Here is a 17,122-nt window from a genome sequence, read left to right on the forward strand (position 1 = left end):
CCCGTCGCAAGGAGCGACGGATCGGCAGCTTACTGCTGCCAGCTCTGGATCAGTTCGTCATAGGAGACGGTGATCGGCTGTTCGTCCTCGTTCTCGAGTTTCGGGAACGGAGCACCCGGCTGCGCAAACCAGTATTCTGCGTCGCGCTCTTCGTTCATGACCGGACCGATGTCGCCCTGAACGCCCGCGCGCTCAAGCCGTTCGAGCACCGCTTCCTGCGCTTCACAGAGGGCATCAAGCGCTTCCTGAGCGGTCTTCTGACCGGACATCGCATCACCGATGTTCTGCCACCAGAGCTGCGCCAGACGCGGGTAGTCCGGGACATTGGTGCCTGTCGGCGACCAGGCCACACGGGCTGGCGAGCGGTAGAATTCGATCAGACCACCCAGGCGCGGCGCGCGTTCGGTGAAGTGATCGGAGTTGATGGTGGACTCGCGGATGAAGGTCAGGCCGACGTCCGACTTCTTCAGATCGACGGTCTTCGACGTGACGAACTGCGCGTAAAGCCATGCGGCTTTGGCACGATCCTCGGGTGTCGACTGCATCAGTGTCCACGAACCTGCGTCCTGGTAGCCGACCTTCTGGCCTTCTTTCCAGTACGACCCGTGCGGAGACGGCGCCATACGCCACTTCGGCGTGCCGTCTTCATTCAGAACGGCGGCGGCACCGTCACCGACCATGTCGGCGGTAAAGGCGGTGTACCAGAACATCTGTTGCGCGATCTGACCTTGCGCCGGGACCGGACCGGCCTCGGAGAAGGTCATGCCTGCAGCTGTCGGCGGCGAGTACTTCTGCAGCCACTCGATCGCCTTGTTCACCGCGTAAACGGCGGCTGGTGAGTTGGTCGCGCCACCGCGTGCCACACAGGAGCCAACCGGCTGCGAGTTTTCATTGACGCGGATGCCCCATTCATCGACCGGCAGGCCGTTCGGTTCACCCACGTCTCCCATACCAGCCATCGACATCCATGCGTCGGTGTAGCGCCAGCCAAGTGACGGGTCTTTCTTGCCGTAGTCCATGTTGCCGTAGATATCGCCTTCGATCCCCATATGGCTCAGGTCGCGGCCCGTGAAGAACTCGGCAATATCTTCATACGCCGACCAGTTCACCGGAACGCCAAGCTCGTAGCCAAACTCTGCCTGGAAATCCTGCATGTTCTTTTCATCGGTGAACATGTCGTAGCGGAACCAGTAAAGGTTCGCGAATTGCTGGTCGGGCAGCTGGTAGAGTTTGCCATCCGGACCAGTGGTGAACTGAAGACCGATGAAGTCATCGAGATCCAGCGTCGGAAGGGTCACGTCCGCGCCTTCGCCTGCCATCCAGTCGGTCAGGTTGCGTACCTGCTGATACCGCCAATGTGTGCCGATCAGGTCGGAGTCGTTGACATAGGCGTCATAGATGTTCTCACCCGTTTGCATCTGGGTCTGCAAACGTTCGACCACGTCGCCTTCGCCGATCAGGTCGTGCGTGACCTGGATACCGGTGATCGCGCTGAAGGCCGGGGCAAGAACCTGGCTTTCGTATTCATGCGTGGTGATCGTTTCCGACACGACCGAGATTTCCATGCCCTGGAACGGTGCAGCGGCGTCGACGAACCACTGCATCTCGGCTTCCTGTTCCTCGCGCGTGAGCGTCGACAGGCCCGCGATTTCGTTGTCGAGGAATTCCATCGCGGCATCCATGTCCGCGAAGGCGGGCGAGGTCAGCAGCCCCGCCACCACGGCCAGCGCCGAGGTTGATTTGAGTGATAAGTGCATAAAGTCCTCCCGTTTTAGACTTCTGTTATGGGCCTTGGCCTTTGATGACCTCTTGCCCCGAGTTGCCTGGCCCTCAGACGTATCTGAAGACCAAAACAGCGTAGACGGCGCAGACCGCCAGCGCCCACCACTGGGCGAGGTCGGTCAGGCCGAGCCATGCGATATTGATGAAGGCTGATCCCAACAGCGTGATGAACAGCCGATCCCCCCGCGTCGTCTCGATCCGCAACACACCGACGCGCGGCGTCTCGGGATACTTGATCGCAAGGATCGTGAAGGTGATGAGCAGCGACGCGATCACGAGAAAAAAGATCGCCGTCGGCCATGTCCATGCCATCCAGTCCATTACACCCTCCCGAGGGCAAAGCCCTTCGCGATGTAGTTGCGCACGAAGTAGATCACCAAGGCGCCCGGAATGATTGTCAGCACGCCCGCCGCCGCCAGCACGCCCCAGTCGATGCCCGATGCGCCTTGGGTCCGGCTCATCGTGGCGGCGATGGGTTTTGCATCATCGGCCGTCAAGGTGCGGGACAGGAGAAGCTCCACCCACGAAAACATGAAGCAGAAGAACGCAGCAACGCCGATGCCCGACGCGATGAGCGGCATGAAGATCTTCACGAAGAACCGCCCGAAGGAATAGCCGTCGATATAGGCGGTCTCGTCGATCTCTTTCGGTACGCCGCGCATGAAGCCTTCGAGGATCCACACGGCCAGCGGCACGTTGAACAGGCAGTGCGCCAGAGCGACCGCAATGTGCGTGTCGAAGAGACCAACCGACGAATAAAGCTGGAAGAAAGGCAAGGCGAAGACCGCGGGTGGCGCCATCCGGTTGGTCAGCAGCCAGAAGAACAAGTGCTTGTCGCCCATGAAATGATAGCGCGAAAACGCGTAGGCCGCCGGCAGCGCCACTGCAAGAGAGATCACCGTGTTGATCATCACGTAGATGAGCGAGTTGATGTAGCCCATGTACCACGCCGGATCGGTGAAGATCGTGACGTAATTCTGGATCGTCGGATCGGCCGGGATCAACGTGAAGGACGACACGATCTCGGCATTCGTCTTGAAGCTCATGTTGATGAGCCAATAGATCGGCAGAAACAGGAACAGCAGGTAGAGCACCATCACCACGGTCGACCCGCTCGGCCGGAACCGTTTGCCGGTGGTTGCCCGTGCCTGTGTTGCTGTCACTTTTCCAGGGATCGAGGCCGCTCCGGGCGCGGCTGGGCTGGCATCCGACATCAGCGGCCCTCCCGTTTGTCTAGGTTCGTCATGACAGTGTAGAACACCCAGCTGATGAGCAGGATCACAAGGAAATACATGATCGAGAACGCCGCAGCCGGACCAAGGTCGAACTGACCCAAGGCCATCTTCACAAGGTCAATGGACAGGAACGTGGTCGAACTGCCGGGGCCACCGCCGGTCACGACGAAGGGCTCGGTGTAGATCATGAAGCTATCCATGAAACGCAGCAGCACGGCGATCAGCAACACGCCTGCCATCTTTGGGAGTTCGATGTATCGGAACACCGCCCAACGGCTGGCCTGATCGATCTTGGCTGCCTGATAATAGGCCTGCGGAATGGATTGAAGTCCGGCATACGCCAGTAGCGCCACGAGCGATGTCCAGTGCCACACGTCCATGACGATCACAGTGATCCACGCGTCAAACGGGTCTTGAGTGTAGTTGTAGTCAATCCCCAACGCCGCCAGCGTCCCGCCCAACAGGCCGATATCGACGCGCCCGAAGACCTGCCAAATGGTGCCGACCACGTTCCACGGGATCAGCAACGGCAGGGCCATGAGCACGAGGCAAACCGACACCCAGACGCCCTTTTTGGGCATCGACAGGGCCACCAGAATGCCCAGCGGGATTTCGATAGCCAGGATGATGCCCGAGAAGATCAGCTGCCGCTGAAGAGCGCCCCACATCCGGTCATCTTCGAGAAGCTCCTCGAACCAGGTGAGGCCCGCCCAAAAGAACTGGTTGTTGCCGAAGCTGTCCTGCACCGAATAGTTGACGACGGTCATCAGCGGGATCACCGCCGAAAACGCCACCAGCACGAGAACCGGCAAGACAAGAAACCAGGCTTTCTGATTGACGGTCTTTTCCATCACGCGGCCTCCTGACCTGTCGGCGCAACGCGCCAGTCATTCTGGTAGACATTCACATGCGCCGGATCGAACAAGACGCGGGTCATGTCGGCGCCGATCTCATGTCCTTCGGGCACGATCACGTTGATCGGGCTTCCGAAGTAATCCGCACGCACGATCTTGTGCCGCCCGACATCTTCAACGCGCCGCACATTCACGGGCAGTCCATCGGGCGCATCGGTCAATCTTACGAATTCGGGGCGCACGCCGATTTCGACCTTGCCGTCGAGTGCCGGGTACGCGCCCGCAAGACCGATCTCTCCGTTGTCCAAAGCCGCACGACGCCCTTCAACGCGGGCGCGCAGCACGTTCATGCCCGGCGAGCCGATGAAGTAGCCAACGAAGGTGTGCTCGGGCGTCTCGAATAGCTCTTCCGGAGTGCCCATTTGCACAACGCGCCCATCGTACATGACAACCACCTTATCGGCAAAAGTCAGAGCCTCCGTCTGGTCATGTGTCACATAAATCATCGTGTGGCCGAACTGCTGGTGCAGCTCCTTCAGCTGCGTCCGCAGGGCCCACTTCATGTGAGGATCGATAACCGTCAAAGGCTCATCGAACAGGATCGCATTGACGTCTTCCCGAACCATACCGCGACCGAGCGAGATTTTTTGCTTTGCGTCGGCAGTAAGACCGCGCGCGCGGTGGTCAAGTTCGACTTCCATCCCGATCATCTGTCCGATCGTCTGGACACGTTGACGAATGTAATCCGCCGGCGCGCCGCGATTTTTGAGCGGGAACGCAAGGTTCTCGCGCACGGTCATCGTGTCGTACACCACCGGAAACTGGAACACCTGCGCGATGTTGCGTTCCGTCGTGGTCATGTGGGTGACGTCAGTATCCCCGAACAGGATCTGCCCTTCGGACGGTTCAAGCAATCCGGAGATGATGTTGAGCAGGGTGGACTTTCCGCACCCGGACGCGCCGAGCAGCGCGTAGGCCTCCCCGTCGTTCCAGACGTGGTTCATTTCTTTCAGCGCCCAGTCTTCCTCCGATGTCGGCTTCGGGAAGTAGGAATGCGCAAGGTTCGAAAGCGTGATCTTGGCCATGGTCTACTCCTCAGGCCGCGAGCGCGTAAGAGGCGGCCGCTGCAAGCGAGCCATCCTCGGTGAAGGTGTAGACATGCGATGGGTCGAGATAGACCGTGATCTCGGAGCCAAGTCGCAGATCGCGCACGCCGTGGACGAGGCCCACCCACCGGTCTCCGTGGTGGTCGAGGTGAATGAAGGTCTCCGATCCGGTGATTTCGGTCACGGCAACCGTGCAGGTGAATTTCAGCGCGGCATCGGTATGCTGGTCAATCTCGAGGTGGTTTGGCCGGAACCCGGCGACGTAACGCCCGTCCTCAAGCGCCGCGAGGCGACCCGAGACTTCGGCGCTTTGCCCGTCGCCAAACATAAGCTTCGTGCCGGCCTTCGCGATTTCCAGAAAGTTCATCGGCGGATCGGAAAAAACCCGTGCCGTCGTCGCGTCCTTTGGCTGCCGGTAGACCTCTGGCGTGGGCCCGAATTGGGTCACCCGGCCTTCCCACAGTGTCGCGGTATTGCCGCCGAGAAGCAGCGCTTCTTCCGGTTCTGTCGTGGCGTAGACGAAGATCGATCCCGACTCCTCGAAAATCTTCGGGATCTCGACCCGCAATTCCTCGCGCAGTTTGTAGTCGAGGTTCGCGAGCGGTTCATCCAACAGGACCAGTCCGGCGTTTTTCACCAGCGCGCGCGCCAACGCGCAGCGTTGCTGTTGACCGCCGGACAACTCGAGTGGCTTGCGGTCCAGCAAGGGCGACAATTTCATGAGGTCCGCCGTCTTTTTGACCGCGGCATCGATCTCGGACGCGGACATGCCCAGCAGCCGCATCGGCGAGGCGATATTGTCGTAGACACTCATCGACGGGTAGTTGATGAATTGCTGGTAGACCATGGCGACACCGCGGTCCTGAACCCGCATTCCGGTGACGTCCTCACCGTTCCAGATCACGTTGCCAGTGGCAGGCACGTCCAGACCCGCCATCAAACGCATCAAAGAGGTCTTGCCGGACAGGGTTGGTCCCAGCAGCACGTTCATTGTGCCGCTTTCGAGCGTCAGGTCGGTCGGATAAATATGCGTCGCACCATCGACAGTCTTCGACACGCCCCTGAGTTCCAATCCCATACGCTTCTCTCCCTAGCGGGTCATCGCCATCTGCGCAGCGTCAGCCCGTCTTCGTCTTTTTTCTTGTTGTACGCGACCTTGCCGTCTTCAGTCTCGCAGTCGGCGCCTGCTGTGTGCATCAACCGGCAGATCTTCGCCCACCAATGAAGCGCCGCAAAGCAGTTCGCCACGCGGCAGTAATGGATTTCCTGTAAACTGGCATTCGGGCATAAACCCAATCCTCCCTCGCCAGCAACCTTGCGCACATCTTTTCGTTTGTCAAAGGGATGCCTTCAATTTCTTTCGCTTTTGATGGAGAGCTATGGGATTACGCGGTGATACGCGAAAATTTTGGGCTGGATCCAGGATTCCGAAAGAAAACGAAAATCCGAGCTGCGATTCGAAGTTACCGGCACAACCCGATCCCTGGATTTTGCTGGAGGCCTGGCGACTGGCCCTTCAAGTTCGGCAGCTAACCTCTCGATTTCTGACCCCATCGACGTAGGCGCACACTCCCCCGATATCTGGGAGCCTGCTCAACCCCGTCGCGTCCCGCGTCGTCCGTCATTCGGATTGGAAGATTTGTTTAGCCAGTTCGAGAGTCACAAGCGCTCAACTGAGACGCCCATTTACGCTCAATAGTAGACGGCTCACTCGCGTAATCGGAAAGTGTCTTGGACGGGGCTACTGCAAGTCAGGAACTCGCTTCGCATGTGGTTTTACGTAATTGGAGGCGAGTACCGGAATCGAACCGGTGTACACGGATTTGCAATCCGCTGCGTCACCACTCCGCCAACTCGCCGCCCCGGTGTGGTAAAAGTGACTTAGATGATCCTCCGAGGCCACGCAAGGCCTGCTGTGGGTCACTGGCTGTGCCATCCACCGCTCGGCCTACCGACCTTTATCCTGCAGGGGCGAGGTGTCGAGAGACGACAGGTCTCGCCCCAAAGTTTTCTATGCGGCCAACACGGCGCTATGCGGTGTGGTGAACTCTGCCAGGACTTCTGCGTAGTCGGGGTCTGCCGACGCCAATTCGAGCGTGGCGCGGAGCATGCCGGCTTTGGAGCCGCAGTCGAAGCGGGTGCCGGAGAAACGGAAACCGGCAAGACCGACGTTGGCACTGCCGCGGGCGATGGCGTCGGTGAGCTGAATCTCTCCACCCGCGCCGGGTTCTTGCGTTGCGAGGCTGTCGAAGATTGAACCGTCAAGCACGTAGCGGCCGACGACCGCATCTTGCGACGGCGTATTGGAAGGGTCGGGCTTTTCGACCATGCCGTCGGCATAGACGAGTTGGCCATCGTGCGACGTGACCGAGAGGATGCCGTATTTGCTGGTTTCCTCCGGCGCCACGGTCATGGTCGCCACCATATGCCCGGCCCGCGCGCTGTGATAGGCATCGATCATTTCGGCCAGACATGGTTTTCCGAGGATGAGGTCATCCGGCAGGATGACGGCCACGGGGCCGGGAAGCACGTGATCGCGCGCACAGAGAACGGCGTGGCCGAGACCAAGGGGTTCGTCCTGCATGGTGAAAACGGCATCGTCTTCTTCCGGGCAGAGCGCGGTTTCCTTGAGGTTGCGCGCCAGTTTTGCTTTGCCGCGGGCCTTGAGCTCTGCGCGAAGGCGGGCGTCATCCATGACATAGCGTTCGATCGCTGACTTGGAGGGATGGCTGACGAACACCATGCGTTCAATCCCGGCGGCCTGTGCCTCGTCGATGGCGTATTGAATGAGCGGCGTATCAATCACCGGCAGCAGCTCTTTCGGGGTGGCTTTGGTCGCCGGAAGAAACCGGGTCCCCATTCCGGCAACCGGGAAAATGGCAGTCCGCACGGGCGCGATCATTGAAGGCCTCCTTTTCATTTGCTTCCTCAAAGGGTCTATGTTTGCGACTGCGGAAGTCAAAAAACGACAGGTGCATGTCGCTTACCGAACATATTGGCGCCTAATTTTTGGGCGAACGCGCATGTTTCTGCACATGCGAAAGGCAGAATGGCCAGGCGGAGGCTGATTTGATGGCCTTGCTTGCGGACCTGACGCCCCCCGAGTTGACCTGCGCAGTGCGCGATGCATGTTTCGCGACATGTTTGGTCTGTAAGCGACACTTTTCGTACCGCAGCCGGGAACTCTTTGGCGTCCCAAACTTTACCTTGTGAGAATGACTATGAAGCACCAAGCCTTTTCGGGTGATCCCCTTCCATGTCACGCCAAGCCATTCGGCCGCGTCACCGTCTTGGGTGCGGGTTCGTGGGGAACAGCGCTTGCGGCGACCCTTGCGCGCGCCGGCGTGCGAACGACGCTCTGGGGGCGCGATCAAGACGTCGTATCCACCATAAACACGACCTTTGAGAACACGCGCCACTTGGCGGACGTCCCGCTGCCCAAGGCGTTACGGGCCGAGAGGACGATGTCGGCGGCGCTGCACGGAGCCGAAGCAGCGCTCATCGTTGTTCCGTCACGCAGCGTCCGCAGTGTGGCACGGCAGGTGGCCGAGTACGCGGCTCCGGACATGCCTATTGCGGTTTGCGCGAAGGGCATTGAGGTCGAAACCGGACTGCTCATGACGCAGGTTGCGGAAGAAGAGCTGGGTCACCGACCCGTCGGCTGCGTGTCAGGCCCGACCTTTGCCAGAGAGACGGCGCTGGGTCATCCCACGGCGGCGACAGTGGCATTCCCTTTCGCCTACGCAGATCGTCTGCGCCCAAATGAAAGCCCGGCGGCGCGGCTCGCCGTCTCTTTGACCACCGAAAGCTTCCGTGCATATGTCTCGGATGATCTTGTCGGCGTGGAGATCGGAGGGGCGGTCAAGAACGTTGTCGCCATCGCCTGCGGAATGATGACCGGCGCCGGATTTGCCGAGAATACCCGGGCCGCGCTGATCACCCGTGGGCTTGACGAGATGAAAGCCTTGGCCGAGGCGCTCGGTGGTCGCCGCGAAACCGTGACAGGACTGTCCGGGATCGGGGACTTGTCGCTGACCTGCTCAAGCCCGACCTCCCGCAACATGTCCTTGGGGCATCAGTTGGGACAGGGAATTGCCCGAGCGGACTGTTTCGATGGCAAACCGGTCGTCGTGGAAGGCGAGGTCAATGCCAAGTCAGTCACTGACCTTGCGCGTCGCCTGGGGGTGTCCATGCCCATCTGCGAAACCGTCCGCGCCATACTGCATGATCATGCCGACCTCGGCACTGCATTCGCCAGCCTCTGGGCGCGGCCCATCGAGGCGGAACCTCGCGCGATGGATGTCGCGTTCACGCACCCCGCAACCGACACAGAAATTGCTCAACTTGCTGAAAGGATCTCATGACCCGTCACGAAAGCTTTTCCGACTTCACAATTGCAGAAAAGGACCTCGTCCTTGCTACCGATCTTGATGGAACATTTCTCGGAGGCTATGATGCGGACCGCAAACAGTTCTATGCCTGGATCGAAGCCAATCGGGACCGCGTTGGTCTGATTTTTGTCACGGGTCGCGATCCGAGCTTCATTCGCGAGCTTACCTATAAAGGCCATGTGCCGCGCCCAGATTACGTCGTTGCCGATGTCGGCACGACCATCGCAGAGATGGATCACACGCATATCCTGTCGCCGATTGACGTGCTTGAAGCCGAGATTGCCGATGCATGGAAGAACTCCAATGACCGGGTCCAGCGCGCATTGCACGGCATGGCGGGACTGAAGCTCCAGTCCACCATGTTTCGGTATCGCGTAAGCTATGACATGGACCCGTACCGACTTGACCCGAAAGCGGTCGCAACGGTCGAAGACCTTGGACTCGATGTGCTTATCTCGGACGATCGCTTTTTCGACGTCTTGCCGAAGGGCGTGAGCAAAGGTCCGTCGCTTCTGCGTCTGCTTACGCATCTGGGCATCGACAATCGCAAGACACTGGTGGCGGGCGATACACTCAATGACTACTCAATGCTTGCCATGGGCGTTCCCGCCGTTGCGGTGGGCAATTCCGAACCGGCGTTGGTCGAAAAGGTGAAGGACCTCGATCATGTGCGGATCGCTGAAGACCACGGTGTCGCAGGCATCGCGGAAGCCATCGTCAAAGATCAACTCTTCCCAAAAGCGTAAGGACGTTCGCATGTCATCTGATCTGGTCATTGTCTACCACCGCCAGCCCTACGAAGAAGTCAAGGAGAACGGACGCATTGTTTTCCGGGAAAACAAGAGCCCGAACGGAATCGTGCCGACACTGAAAAGCTTCTTCGGGTCGGTCGACCATGGTGGCTGGGTCGCCTGGAAATTGGCAGATGATCCGGAAAACCCGGATTTTGAAAAGCGGATCGAGGTCAACGATGCCTACGGTCAATACTCCGTCTCGCGGTTACCGCTTTCGGCCGAGCAGGTGCGCGAATTCTATCACGTGACCTCGAAAGAAGCCTTCTGGCCGATCCTGCATTCCTTCAAGGAGCGGTATAATTACGATCCCGTCGATTGGGCCAATTTCCAGACCGTCAACAGGCGTTTTGCCGAAGCCGTCGCAGAAGAAGCGGCGCGCAACGCGTTGGTCTGGGTGCATGATTACAATCTTTGGCTTGTCCCCGGCTACCTTAGGGAGATGCGCCCCGATCTGCGCATAGCATTTTTCCATCACACGCCATTTCCGTCTGCAGACACATTCAACGTGCTGCCTTGGCGGAAAGAAATCGTCGAAAGTCTCTTGAGTTGCGACGACATAGGATTTCACATCCCGCGCTACGCCGCCAATTTCGTCTCTGTCGCACGCAGCCTGTTCGATGTGGACGTCGTAGAGCGGGTGCGTGTGCCGGATGCCTGGATTTCCGAAGGCACTGCGTTGACGGAACGCGTGATGCCAACCCAGATCGCAGTTGACGACCGCAAGGTCTGTGTCAGCGTCACTCCGGTCGGGGTGGATGGAGATTTCATCAACGAACGTGCTCGTGCGTTGGAGACGTCGAAGAAGACCGCGGAAATCCGGCAAGAGTTGAACGACGAGCGTCTCATTCTATCCGTCGGACGTACAGACTACACCAAGGGTGGGATCGAGCAGCTGTGCAGCTACGAGCGACTGTTGGAAAATAATCCGGACTTGCGCGGCAATGTGCGCCTCATGCATGTCTCTGTGTCTGCCAACCGAAACATGACGGCGTATGCCGAGATCCAGAGCGACATCGAACAAATCGTCGGACGCATCAACGGACGGTTCGGCAGGCTTGACTGGCAACCGGTCACATTAATCTCTCGCGCCGTGCCGTTTGCGGATCTGGTAGCCTACTACCGCGCGGCAGACGTGGCTTGGATCACGCCTCTGGCGGATGGTATGAACCTTGTCTGCAAGGAATTCGTGGCCTCGCGGGTCGATGGCGACGGCGTCTTGGTCCTCTCGGAATTCGCGGGCGCTGCGGTAGAACTGAGCGAGGCAGTGTTCACGAACCCGTTCTCTCACAAGTCTATGGACCGCGCGATCTTGCAAGCACTGAACATGCCCGAACATGAACGCCGACAGCGGATGGGTTCCCTGCGCGAGGCGGTTGAAGGCAATGATGTCAGGCAATGGACCCCGGGTCGCCTCACCGTGTCGAGCGCACCCAAGGCCTCCGCCGCGTGAGGGCATCTTTTACCTGACCAGATATCGAAACGGCGATCCGCATTCGGGTCGCCTTTCTTTTTGCATGTGGCGCCGCCGGCCCGCGATTTTCTCCGCAATTGAAGCCGGCGGTTACTTTGTAGTGCCGATCCGAAACATCGCGCACAATTGAAACGGCGTCGTGCGGAAGTGCTGCCAGCTTGAAGGTTCATATTCCTGTGCAACCGCAGTGCCGTGTCAAACGCATACAAGTCTTGTCCGCTACCAGATCACATCGGCGACATCTTACTTCATGTGGCAGTATTTCGCGTGTTCCGTGCATTGCTGTGTTGGGCGAGCTATGGCAGAAGTCGGGAGACAACTGAACGAATGAGTTTAGGACATGACAGACTTCGCTGCCCGCCGGAACATGATGGTCGACACCCAGGTGCGTCCTTCCGATGTAACCAAGTTTCCGATCATCGATGCCATGCTGATGGTCAGGCGAGAACTTTTTGTGCCATCTGAACAGGTAGAGGCGGCTTACATCAGTGAAAACGTCGAAATCGCGAAGGGGCGTGTTCTGCTCGAACCGCGAACCTTTGCCAAGATGCTTGACGCGTTGAACATCGAAGGCGACGAGCTGGTCCTCGATATCGCCGCGGGGTATGGCTATTCCTCAGCGGTTGTGGCGCGGATGGCAGAGGCTGTGATCGCTGTCGAAGAGGACGAGATTCTCGCGGACGAGGCTCAGACGATTCTGTCAGACGAAGGCGCTGACAATGTGGTTCTGCACATTGGCCCGCTGACCGAAGGCGCGGCGAAGCATGGCCCATACGACGTCATCCTAATCCAGGGCGGTGTCGCCGAGGTTCCGCCCGCCATCCTCCAGCAATTGAAGGACGGTGGGCGCATAGGATGCGTTTTCATGGAGGGCGCGTTGGGCGTCGCACGGGTCGGCTACAAGATCGACGGTGAGATGTCCTGGCGATTTGCATTCAACGCTTCTGCACCAGTCCTGCCGGGATTTGAAAAACAGGCGGCATTTGCGTTGTGAATTTGGCGCGCTGAAACACATCGAAACCCTTGGGGTTCTGGGGAGAGCAGAAATGGCGAAATCGAAAACACTCAAGGCGGTGGCGTTGGCATGTGGGCTTGCGTGGACGGCTGTTTCTGCTCAAGCCGAAACGCTCGCGGATGCAATGATTGGTGCTTACAATACAAGCGGTCTATTGGAACAAAACCGAGCCGTACTGCGCGCTGCGGATGAAGACGTTGCACAGGCAGTTGCGGCTTTGCGACCGATCGTCAATTGGTCCGCTGATGCGACCCGGCAATTCGGAACGACGCGTAGCCCTCAGTCAAACAACGAAATCCTGCCGACGGTTTCCAATACTGTTTCCGCCAATATTTCGGCGCAACTGACAGTTTTCGACCATGGGGCGAACCAGTTGGCCATCGACACGGCGAAAGAGGCGGTGCTGGGTACTCGGCAAACGCTTGTCGGGGTAGAACAGCAGGTTCTGCTTAGCGCTGTCGAGGCCTTCATGGAGGTACAACGGGCTCTGGAGAACGTCGCATTGCGCGAGAACAATGTGCGACTGATCACTCAGGAATTGCGTGCGGCCCGCGAACGCTTCGAAGTGGGCGAGGTGACGCGCACTGACACCTCATTGGCTGAAGCGCGACTGGCCCAGGCGCGCAGTCAGTTGGCGGCAGCCGAAGGTCAATTGGCTATTGCCCGCGAAGCCTATCTGGCGGTCGTCGGTCGTTTGCCCGGCGCTTTGCAGACCCCGCGATCTTTGCCGAACTTGCCCGGTTCCGTTGACGCGGCAAAGGCTGTGGCCGTCCGCGAACATCCTCAGGTCCGTTCATTGCAGCATCAGGTCGCTGCGTCAGAATTGAATATCCTGCGCGCTGAAGCGGCGATGAAACCCACCGTCCGATTGACGGGCCGTCTTTCTGTGACCGAGGATTTCGATACCGACCGTTTTACGCGTGGCGGCACAGTCGGCATCGAAGCTGGCGGTCCTATCTACCAGGGTGGGCGCCTGACATCGTTAGTGCGACAGGCCATGGCGAACCGTGATGCGTCGCGCGGGCAATTGCATCAGGTGGTCGATCAGGTCTCTCAGAATGTGGGCAATGCCTATGCGCAGTTGCGCATCGCGCAGGCAAGCTTGGAAGCAAGTGACCGGCAAGTCCGCGCCGCCACCGTAGCCTTCCGCGGGGTGCGGGAAGAAGCGGCTCTTGGCGCTCGGACCACGTTAGATGTTCTGAATGCAGAACAAGAGCTTCTCGATGCCCGGTCACTTCGTATTTCGGCTCAGGTTGACCAGTACATTGCGGCATATCGTGTGCTGTCATCCATGGGTCGTTTGACCGCGAGCGGACTTGGACTGCCTGTCCAGCAATACGACCCGGTGAGCTACTATAATCTCGTCAAAGATTCCCCGATTGAAAAGAGCAAGCAAGGTCAACAGCTTGACCGTGTTCTTAAGTCCCTAGGGAAAAACTAAGTTTCTTTACATCTGTTGTGCGAACGGACGCCACAGGCTACCTTGCTGCGTGAGGTAGCAGTGGTGAAGCATGTCTGATCCCGTCAGAAACGTGGAAATTGAAGATGTTCTGTCATCTATCCGCAAACTTGTGGCGGAGGATACACGCGTCGCGCCGCCTGCGGCCCCCAAGAAACCGGAACCGGATCGACTTGTTCTGACACCGGCGCAGCGTATACCGACCGTTCCTGCCGCCGAAACGGACGAAGAGCCGGAACCAGAAACGGCTCCTGTGCTTCTGACAGACCCCGTGCAGCCCGAAGCGGACCCTGAAAAGCGGTTTGACGAACTGCCGCTTGAAGATATCCCACGCGACGCGCGGCTTGCGGAGTTTGGCGAAGTCGAAAGCGCGTTCCCGGACCTTGATGAGTTTGAGAATAGCGCGCAGAGCAATTCGTCAGACGTCACAAATGACCTGGCCGATGACACGACAGACGCGAATGCGGACGACGTGCGGGCGCGGCTCGAACTTGGTCGCCTCATCGAAGAAGAGGTCGCAGCGGCTTTGAACGATTTGCAGGAGCCGCCTGATGATGTGCGTGACCCGATTTCGGAACAGGCGGCTCTGTTAGAAGAAGACGCGTTGCCGTGGGATGATTTCGATGACGAAGGCGACCATTCGGACCCCGTCGATTCAGTTCAGGACGAAACGGAGGAGCTTTCCGCCGAGGTGACATCCGAGGAGGTCAGTCCCGATAGCGTGGAGAATGCCGAAGGTGCGACCCGGGCCTCTGCACCGCTTCAGACCCTGGAAGAGAAAGTTGCGGCGCTTGGACGGTTGGTGGCACGAGGCGCGAACGATTTCGAAGAAGACCGCGACGTTCCAAAGGAGGACATTACTGCCTCCGATGAAACGAGCCCCTGGCCTGAAGCACCGTTCGAAGAGGTGGATGAAGTGCCGCCTGAGACGTCAAACGTGTTGCGGTCCGAAACGGCATGGCCGACGCCCGAACTCAAACCTGAGCCCGCAATCAGCCAAGAAAGCGCCACGCAAGCGGCAACGCGGGCCGAACCCGTTTTCACTCATGCCGGGCACAAGCCGGTGGAGCTGCCCGAGACCGCGGCGGAGCAGCAGCCTGCGCCAACGCAAATCATCGACGACACCGTGCTGCGGCAGATGGTTCTGGACATCGTTCGCGAAGAGTTGCAGGGCGCGTTGGGTGAGCGGATTACCCGAAATGTGCGCAAACTCGTGCGCCGCGAAATCCACCGCATGCTCATTTCTCAAGAGCTCGAGTGACGCTCTGACGGACGTCACAACGGCATTCACCGACATTCAAAAAAGAAAAGCGCGCCCCGAATGGGACGCGCCTTCCCTAATTCATTAGTTTATTAAGCGGCTTCCGCCTGCTGCGCGGCCGCGTTGCGACGCTCGCTTTCTTCACGTGAAAGCGCGACAGAGGTGCGGACGCCTTTGCCCACGAACTCCATCAAACCGGCCACAACCCGTTCGTTCGGGTCAATACCGGCGCAGCTAAGCACTTCGCGACCGTCACGCGACCGTGCCCAGCGAGCGATCTGCTCGGGCCCGTTTCCGTATTTCTTGTCGTCTGCAATCGCATCGTCAAGTGCGGCAAGAACCACGGCTGCAAAAAGCTTGCGCGCGCGATTTCCTTGCTCCGCGTTGAAGGCGGTACCGTCAACGAAATCTTTCATGATCCGTCCTGTGATTATTGGTCTTGTATTTTTCGGCGTGAGGCTCGTTATGGCGTAATTCAGTCGATTCGGATACCCTGTATTTGCATACCTTTTATGCAATTTTCGCATGGCTGGTAGGGCACGCGGCACGATATCTGGTCGTCTGGACACCTTAACATCACCCAGATATAGGGGGCGCCAAACCACGATCAACCTTTGGACACAGTTTTGCCATGCCCAAAATCAACGGTAATGAAATTCGCCCCGGCAATGTCTTGGAACACAACGACGGCCTCTGGGCCGCGGTCAAGGTCGACCATGTGAAGCCCGGCAAAGGCGGTGCTTTCGCTCAGGTCGAGCTCAAGAACCTGCGCAACGGATCGAAACTCAACGAACGCTTCCGGTCCGCTGACAAGGTAGAGCGCGTTCGCCTTGAGCAGAAAGACATGCAGTTTCTGTATGAAACCGACGGAATGCTCGTGTTCATGGACACCGAGACCTACGACCAGGTTGAACTCCCCGCCGACATCCTTGGCGACCGTCGGCCCTTCCTGCAGGATGGTATGACCATCGTGGTAGAGTTCTACGAAAGCGAAGCGCTGAACGCGACGTTGCCGCAGAAGGTCACCTGCCAGGTGACCGAGACGGAGCCGGTCGTCAAAGGCCAGACCGCCGCGAACAGCTTTAAGCCGGCGATCCTCGACAATGGCGTCAAGGTCATGGTCCCGCCCTTTATTGCGCAGGACGAGATGATCGTCGTGAATACCGAAACCATGGAATATTCCGAACGCGCCTGACCTCGGGACCCGCGCGCATACCCCGAAACCAGCCGGGAGCGCAATTCGAAGACGAAGGCCTCCGGCACATGCCAGGAGGCCTTTTTGATGGAACTGATAGAACCCGAACTGCCCCGCGTCCTGCCGCTCTTTCGCGCGTTGCACGCACATCATGCCGACCTGGCGCCGGATGTGTATCATTGTGACGGTTCCGACAGCGAGTACCTCGCGCATCTTGAAGAGAAGCGCGTCGCCGGGGCGCGGTTCTTTGCCCACGACACGGGCGAAGCGTTGGCGTCCTACCTCATCGCTCTACCAGTCGTCGTCCCGGGCGATGCGCTGCGCCACGCGTCTCGTACGGTTCGGGTGGATCACCTGTACGTATCGCCAGATTTGCGTGGCATGGGATTGGCGAAAGCCCTGATCGGGCGCGTTGAGGCATGGGTTGGCGAGCTGGGGTTCGACGGATGGTGGTTCAGCTACCATGCCGTGAATGACGGCGTGGCGAAAGCGTACCATGCGATGGGGGCGTCACCATGGACCGCGGTGAGTGCCAAGCGGATGTAAGCACAGATCTCAG

Annotated in this window: 17 protein-coding genes and 1 tRNA gene; 8 read left to right on the forward strand and 10 right to left on the reverse strand. The window is 58.9% G+C overall.

Going from position 1 to position 17,122, the window contains the following annotated elements; translation table 11 throughout:
* Positions 1-29 precede the first annotated feature (29 nt).
* The 9 genes from BUA42_RS04465 to BUA42_RS04505 all read right to left on the reverse strand — a co-directional run bounded on the left by BUA42_RS04465 (position 30) and on the right by BUA42_RS04505 (position 7,879).
* Positions 30-1,757, reverse strand: a complete 1,728-nt coding sequence (locus BUA42_RS04465) for an ABC transporter substrate-binding protein (protein ID WP_072776446.1) — start codon at positions 1,755-1,757, stop codon at positions 30-32.
* A 73-nt stretch (positions 1,758-1,830) separates the two neighbouring features.
* On the reverse strand, positions 1,831-2,103 hold the full coding sequence (locus BUA42_RS04470; RefSeq protein WP_072776447.1) for a DUF2160 domain-containing protein: 273 nt from the start codon (positions 2,101-2,103) through the stop codon (positions 1,831-1,833).
* Complete coding sequence (locus tag BUA42_RS04475) at positions 2,103-2,996, reverse strand: carbohydrate ABC transporter permease (RefSeq protein ID WP_072776448.1); 894 nt, start codon at positions 2,994-2,996, stop codon at positions 2,103-2,105. The genes BUA42_RS04470 and BUA42_RS04475 overlap by 1 nt, the downstream gene beginning before the upstream one ends.
* Positions 2,996-3,868 (reverse strand): carbohydrate ABC transporter permease, encoded by an 873-nt coding sequence (locus BUA42_RS04480; RefSeq protein WP_072776449.1) that lies wholly within the window; start codon positions 3,866-3,868, stop codon positions 2,996-2,998. Before BUA42_RS04480 ends, BUA42_RS04475 begins: the two co-directional genes overlap by 1 nt.
* The gene (locus BUA42_RS04485) at positions 3,868-4,956 is read right to left on the reverse strand and encodes an ABC transporter ATP-binding protein (RefSeq protein WP_072776450.1); all 1,089 of its coding nucleotides are present in this window, start codon (positions 4,954-4,956) and stop codon (positions 3,868-3,870) included. The genes BUA42_RS04480 and BUA42_RS04485 overlap by 1 nt, the downstream gene beginning before the upstream one ends.
* 10 nt (positions 4,957-4,966) lie before the next feature.
* The gene (locus BUA42_RS04490) at positions 4,967-6,055 is read right to left on the reverse strand and encodes an ABC transporter ATP-binding protein (RefSeq protein ID WP_072776451.1); all 1,089 of its coding nucleotides are present in this window, start codon (positions 6,053-6,055) and stop codon (positions 4,967-4,969) included.
* Between the two features lie 20 nt (positions 6,056-6,075).
* Positions 6,076-6,300 (reverse strand): hypothetical protein, encoded by a 225-nt coding sequence (locus tag BUA42_RS04495; RefSeq protein WP_072776452.1) that lies wholly within the window; start codon positions 6,298-6,300, stop codon positions 6,076-6,078.
* A gap of 462 nt (positions 6,301-6,762) precedes the next feature.
* Positions 6,763-6,836 (reverse strand) — tRNA-Cys (locus BUA42_RS04500).
* 152 nt (positions 6,837-6,988) lie between these two features.
* Positions 6,989-7,879, reverse strand: a complete 891-nt coding sequence (locus BUA42_RS04505; RefSeq protein WP_245818954.1) for a UTP--glucose-1-phosphate uridylyltransferase — start codon at positions 7,877-7,879, stop codon at positions 6,989-6,991.
* A gap of 319 nt (positions 7,880-8,198) precedes the next feature.
* Between BUA42_RS04505 and BUA42_RS04510 the strand changes: the two genes are divergently transcribed.
* From BUA42_RS04510 to BUA42_RS04535, 6 genes are all read left to right on the forward strand, one after another.
* Positions 8,199-9,341 (forward strand): NAD(P)H-dependent glycerol-3-phosphate dehydrogenase, encoded by a 1,143-nt coding sequence (locus BUA42_RS04510; RefSeq protein WP_072776454.1) that lies wholly within the window; start codon positions 8,199-8,201, stop codon positions 9,339-9,341.
* Positions 9,338-10,114 carry an HAD-IIB family hydrolase gene (locus BUA42_RS04515; protein ID WP_072776455.1) on the forward strand — a complete coding sequence of 259 codons (777 nt, stop codon included), beginning with the start codon at positions 9,338-9,340 and terminating at the stop codon, positions 10,112-10,114. Before BUA42_RS04510 ends, BUA42_RS04515 begins: the two co-directional genes overlap by 4 nt.
* 10 nt (positions 10,115-10,124) lie before the next feature.
* Entirely contained in the window at positions 10,125-11,612 is a 1,488-nt protein-coding gene (gene ggpS, locus BUA42_RS04520) for a glucosylglycerol-phosphate synthase (RefSeq protein WP_072776456.1), read from the forward strand.
* Positions 11,613-11,973: 361 nt separating this feature from the next.
* Positions 11,974-12,627 carry a protein-L-isoaspartate O-methyltransferase family protein gene (locus tag BUA42_RS04525; protein ID WP_072776457.1) on the forward strand — a complete coding sequence of 218 codons (654 nt, stop codon included), beginning with the start codon at positions 11,974-11,976 and terminating at the stop codon, positions 12,625-12,627.
* Between the two features lie 52 nt (positions 12,628-12,679).
* Positions 12,680-14,089 (forward strand): TolC family outer membrane protein, encoded by a 1,410-nt coding sequence (locus BUA42_RS04530; protein WP_072776458.1) that lies wholly within the window; start codon positions 12,680-12,682, stop codon positions 14,087-14,089.
* A 70-nt stretch (positions 14,090-14,159) separates the two neighbouring features.
* On the forward strand, positions 14,160-15,368 hold the full coding sequence (locus BUA42_RS04535; protein ID WP_072776459.1) for a hypothetical protein: 1,209 nt from the start codon (positions 14,160-14,162) through the stop codon (positions 15,366-15,368).
* A 92-nt stretch (positions 15,369-15,460) separates the two neighbouring features.
* Here the strand turns inward: BUA42_RS04535 and BUA42_RS04540 are convergent, their stop codons facing one another.
* Positions 15,461-15,784, reverse strand: coding sequence for a DUF6280 family protein (locus BUA42_RS04540; protein ID WP_072776460.1), 324 nt, complete (start codon positions 15,782-15,784; stop codon positions 15,461-15,463).
* 215 nt (positions 15,785-15,999) lie between these two features.
* On the opposite strand from BUA42_RS04540, the gene efp reads away from it, so the two are divergent.
* On the forward strand, positions 16,000-16,563 hold the full coding sequence (efp, locus tag BUA42_RS04545; RefSeq protein WP_072776461.1) for an elongation factor P: 564 nt from the start codon (positions 16,000-16,002) through the stop codon (positions 16,561-16,563).
* Positions 16,564-16,650: 87 nt separating this feature from the next.
* Positions 16,651-17,109, forward strand: a complete 459-nt coding sequence (locus BUA42_RS04550; protein WP_072776462.1) for a GNAT family N-acetyltransferase — start codon at positions 16,651-16,653, stop codon at positions 17,107-17,109.
* The last annotated feature ends 13 nt before the right edge of the window (positions 17,110-17,122 follow it).

This window comes from Marivita hallyeonensis, from assembly GCF_900129875.1.
Taxonomy (GTDB): Bacteria; Pseudomonadota; Alphaproteobacteria; order Rhodobacterales; family Rhodobacteraceae; genus Marivita; species Marivita hallyeonensis.